Consider the following 3,482-nt stretch of genomic DNA (forward strand, 5'->3'; position numbering starts at 1 on the left):
ACGCTCCCTCAGGATGACACCTATCTTAAAAAGAACAAAATTAAGGACTTAGGGGGTGCGCGGTTTTAAACTTTAAACTGTGCACTTTTAAAATTTAGCTAACAGATTGGAAGCTCGTTTGCGGTTGTCGATGCTGGTATCGAAACCGGAAACCAGCCTCGAGCATCAAGCTTGCTCAATAGCGCTAATTTTATCAAATATGAGACTGGATAACTTTTTCTTGGATATATTCTTCAGCCTTTTTTCGTTTTCAAATTTGTCTATGATCATACAAGACACTTTATTATCGCCAAAAGGCCGGCACCGGCCTCCGGCTTTATTAGCAACTATAAAGTCCAATCCCTTCTTTTTAAGTTTTAACCGGGCGTTTTTAATTAAATCTCTCGTTTCCAGGCTAAACCCCACCAATATTTTTTTGCCTTTATGCTTACTTATTTCACCCAGAATATCGGGGTTCCTTACAAATCTTAAGGTCAACGGGCGTTGGGCTTTTATCTTTTCCGGTTTAGACCGGGCTGTTCGATAATCTGAAACAGCGGCGGTCATAATCAGACAATCGACCCGGCTGAAGAACTTTTTGACCATTCTTCTCATCTGAAGAGCTGTTGTTATTGGAATAAACCTGACATTCTTAAGGGGGGTTAATCCGGTAGGCCCGCTGATCAAGATAACCTTAAAATTACGCGCTCTTGCCTCTCTGGCTAACTGATAACCCATTGTTCCGGTAGAAAGATTGGATATAAACCGGACGGGATCTATAAATTCCCGGGTAGGACCTGAGGTAATCAGGATGGTTTTGGGCAGGGTCATTTTAAAATCTTCTTTACTTCTTTCAAGATGGTTTCAACCTCGGCCAAATGGCCTTTGCCTTCATAACCGCAGGCCAGGCTTCCCCATCTGGGGCCGATAAACCTGTATCCTAAGGGCTTTAATTTTTCAATATTAGATTGAACTATCTTGTTATTATACATTCTTTCATTCATTGCCGGGCAGATAACTACTTTTGATTTAGCCGCCAGCACTGTACAGCTTAATAAATCGTCCGCAATACCGTTGGCCAACTTGCCGATTATGCCGGCTGTAGCCGGACAAATCAAAATAAGATCGGCTGAGGCGGCCAGAGAAATATGAGCCGGCCGACAGGCCTTTGAATCTTCAAACAGCCCTGCCATCACCGGATTCCGGGACAGTGTTTGAAAAGTAAGCGGGCCGACAAATTCAGCGGCTGATCTGGTCATGATCACTTTTACATTGACCCTTTTTTTGACAAGGCGATTGACTATTTCAACCGCCTTATAGGCAGCGATGCTTCCGCAGACACCAATCACGATTTCTCTTTTTTTCATTTTTTGAAAACTTTATAGCTTATTTTTCCCTGGGCTATTTCTTGCAGGGCAATAATCGCTGGTTTTTTGGATTCAGCCTCCACCAGTTTAGGCATACCGTTGTTAAGTTCAGCTGCCCGGCGGGCGGACAAAATAGTCAATTTAAAAATACTGTCGATATTTTTCATCAGTTCGTCAACGGGAATGTAGGCCATTTATCTCCTTCCTTTTCTTTTGATTTTGCATTTCTCAGCCGTTACAATAGCCAGAAGCCTGCGAAAAGAATCGTTAATGCTCTTATTAACAATAACGTAATCGTAATTATCTATCCGGCTGATTTCGGTTTTAGCTAACCGGAGGCGTTTTGAGATTTCCTGCGCGCTGTCCTTTTTTCTCTTACGCAGCCGCTGCTCAAGGATTTTGAGCGAGGGGGGAAGAACAAAAATGAATACTGCTTCCGGATCAAGTCTTTTAATCTGGAGCGCGCCCTGGACATCTATGTTTAAAACAACGTCTTTTCCTTTTCTTGTTGATTCTTTGATAAACTTACGCGGCGTTCCGTAATACTCGCCGAAAACCCTCGCCCACTCCAGAAATTCCTTATTTTGCTTTCTTTTTTTAAATTCTTCAGCCGTTAAAAAAAAATAATCCCGTCCGTTCCTTTCTCCTTTCCGGACAGGCCTGGTGGTTGCAGATATGGAATGCCTTGCATCAGAACAGGCAGAAACCAGTTTTTTACAAAGAGTGGTTTTTCCGCTTCCCGACGGAGCAGAAACAACTATTAACAGGCCTTGCTTAGCCACTTTTAGTCTTTGCCTTTCATTCTCTCCGCGATTGTCTCCGGCTGTGCGCTGGAAAGAATAATATGGTTGCTGTCGGTAATAATTACCGCCCTGGTCCGGCGGCCGTTAGTAGCATCGACCAGCCTGCCGGTTTCCCGGGCAGAATCCTTCAGTCTTCTAATCGGAGCAGCGTTTGCCGAGACCACTGCCACGATCCTATCCCCTACTACTACGTTATCAAACCCCAGTTTTATTAACCCGCTTTTCATCCCCGCTCCGCTCACTCGATATTCTGAACCTGCTCCCTGATCTTCTCCAGTTCATTCTTTATCAAAATAGCCTGTTTAGAAATATTGTAACTGTTAGCTTTGGCTGAAATCGTATTGATCTCGCGGTTCATTTCCTGGATAATAAAATCCAGGGTCCTGCCTATCTGCTTAGCTATTGAAAGCTTTTTCTTAAACGCAGACAAATGGGCTGCCAACCGGGTAAGTTCTTCGGTAATATCACTGCGCTCGGCAAAAATAGCTATCTCGCCTGCTATCTTTTTTTTATCCAGATCCAGGCCTTTGGAAAGTTCTTTAATCCTGCTCAGCAGTTTTGTTTTGTGCTTATGAACCGTGCCAACAGAGCATTTTCCGATTTTAGCTGTCGCTGTTTCGATCAATCCTATTCTTTTGACCAGGTCTTTTTTTAAATTTCTGCCTTCGGACTCCCTCATCGCTACCAGGCTGTTTAATGCCGGGATAAGCGCCTTTTCAATAAGCGGCCAGGCCTTGGCTGCATCTTCAGACGCCTTTTCATAAACCAGGACATTCGGGGAAGAAAGAATCTGATCCAGCCGAATATTATCGTTCAGTTTCAGGTCTTTCTTTAACCGGTTCAATAACTTGTAATAATTGCGAGCTGCCTGCTTATCAATGCTAAGCCCTGCGCTGGCGCCTTTGACCCTTTCAATCTGCAGATAAAGATTAATCTTTCCCCGGCAAATACTCTTGCAGATACATTCTTTTATTTTACCCTCTAAAACCGAAATATTATTTGGCAAACGGGAGGAAAACTCAAAATACCGGTGGTTCAGGCTCCTTATCTCAACCATAACCTTGCCATAACCGGACCTTGCTTCTGCCCGGCCAAACCCGCTCATACTCCTGACCATATTATCCTCCTCAATACAATATTCAAGAGAAATATTTTACCATTTTACTAATTGCTTGTCAATAAAGATGTTGCTTTTTGTTATCTACGAATTAAAAGTGCACAGTTTAAAGTTTAAAACTGCACACTCCCCAAGTCCTTAATTTTGTTCTTTTTAAGATAGGTGTCATCCTGAGGAAGCGTAAGCGACCGAAGGAAGTCCTGAGTATTCCCGAAG

The 3,482-nt window shown here is 43.3% G+C and carries 6 protein-coding genes; all 6 read right to left on the bottom strand.

Annotation, left to right across the window (positions count from 1 at the left end; all coding sequences use genetic code 11):
* Positions 1-165: 165 nt before the first annotated feature.
* From U9Q08_01755 to U9Q08_01780, 6 genes are read right to left on the bottom strand one after another with little or no spacing between them, the layout of a single operon-like run.
* On the bottom strand, positions 166-810 hold the full coding sequence (locus U9Q08_01755) for a phosphopantothenoylcysteine decarboxylase (GenBank protein MEA3328454.1): 645 nt from the start codon (positions 808-810) through the stop codon (positions 166-168).
* Positions 807-1,346, bottom strand: a complete 540-nt coding sequence (locus U9Q08_01760) for a flavoprotein (protein MEA3328455.1) — start codon at positions 1,344-1,346, stop codon at positions 807-809. Before U9Q08_01760 ends, U9Q08_01755 begins: the two co-directional genes overlap by 4 nt.
* Positions 1,343-1,540: a DNA-directed RNA polymerase subunit omega gene (gene rpoZ, locus U9Q08_01765; GenBank protein MEA3328456.1), complete on the bottom strand. Its 198-nt coding sequence runs from the start codon at positions 1,538-1,540 to the stop codon at positions 1,343-1,345. Before rpoZ ends, U9Q08_01760 begins: the two co-directional genes overlap by 4 nt.
* Positions 1,541-2,128, bottom strand: coding sequence for a guanylate kinase (gmk, locus tag U9Q08_01770; GenBank protein MEA3328457.1), 588 nt, complete (start codon positions 2,126-2,128; stop codon positions 1,541-1,543).
* Positions 2,129-2,130: 2 nt separating this feature from the next.
* The gene (locus U9Q08_01775; protein MEA3328458.1) at positions 2,131-2,376 is read right to left on the bottom strand and encodes a DUF370 domain-containing protein; all 246 of its coding nucleotides are present in this window, start codon (positions 2,374-2,376) and stop codon (positions 2,131-2,133) included.
* Positions 2,377-2,387: 11 nt separating this feature from the next.
* The gene (locus U9Q08_01780; protein ID MEA3328459.1) at positions 2,388-3,266 is read right to left on the bottom strand and encodes a YicC/YloC family endoribonuclease; all 879 of its coding nucleotides are present in this window, start codon (positions 3,264-3,266) and stop codon (positions 2,388-2,390) included.
* Between the last annotated feature and the right edge of the window lie 216 nt (positions 3,267-3,482).

The organism is Candidatus Omnitrophota bacterium, assembly GCA_034717435.1.
GTDB lineage: Bacteria > Omnitrophota > JAUWXU01 > JAUWXU01 > JAUWXU01 > JAYELI01.

Bases quoted from the DNA above. Each gene is read 5' to 3' on its own strand.
- U9Q08_01755 (MEA3328454.1), bottom strand. From the start codon at position 810: ATGACCCTGCCCAAAACCATCCTGATTACCTCAGGTCCTACCCGGGAA.
- U9Q08_01760 (MEA3328455.1), bottom strand. From the start codon at position 1,346: ATGAAAAAAAGAGAAATCGTGATTGGTGTCTGCGGAAGCATCGCTGCC.
- rpoZ (MEA3328456.1), bottom strand. From the start codon at position 1,540: ATGGCCTACATTCCCGTTGACGAACTGATGAAAAATATCGACAGTATT.
- U9Q08_01780 (MEA3328459.1), bottom strand. From the start codon at position 3,266: ATGGTCAGGAGTATGAGCGGGTTTGGCCGGGCAGAAGCAAGGTCCGGT.
- U9Q08_01775 (MEA3328458.1), bottom strand. From the start codon at position 2,376: ATGAAAAGCGGGTTAATAAAACTGGGGTTTGATAACGTAGTAGTAGGG.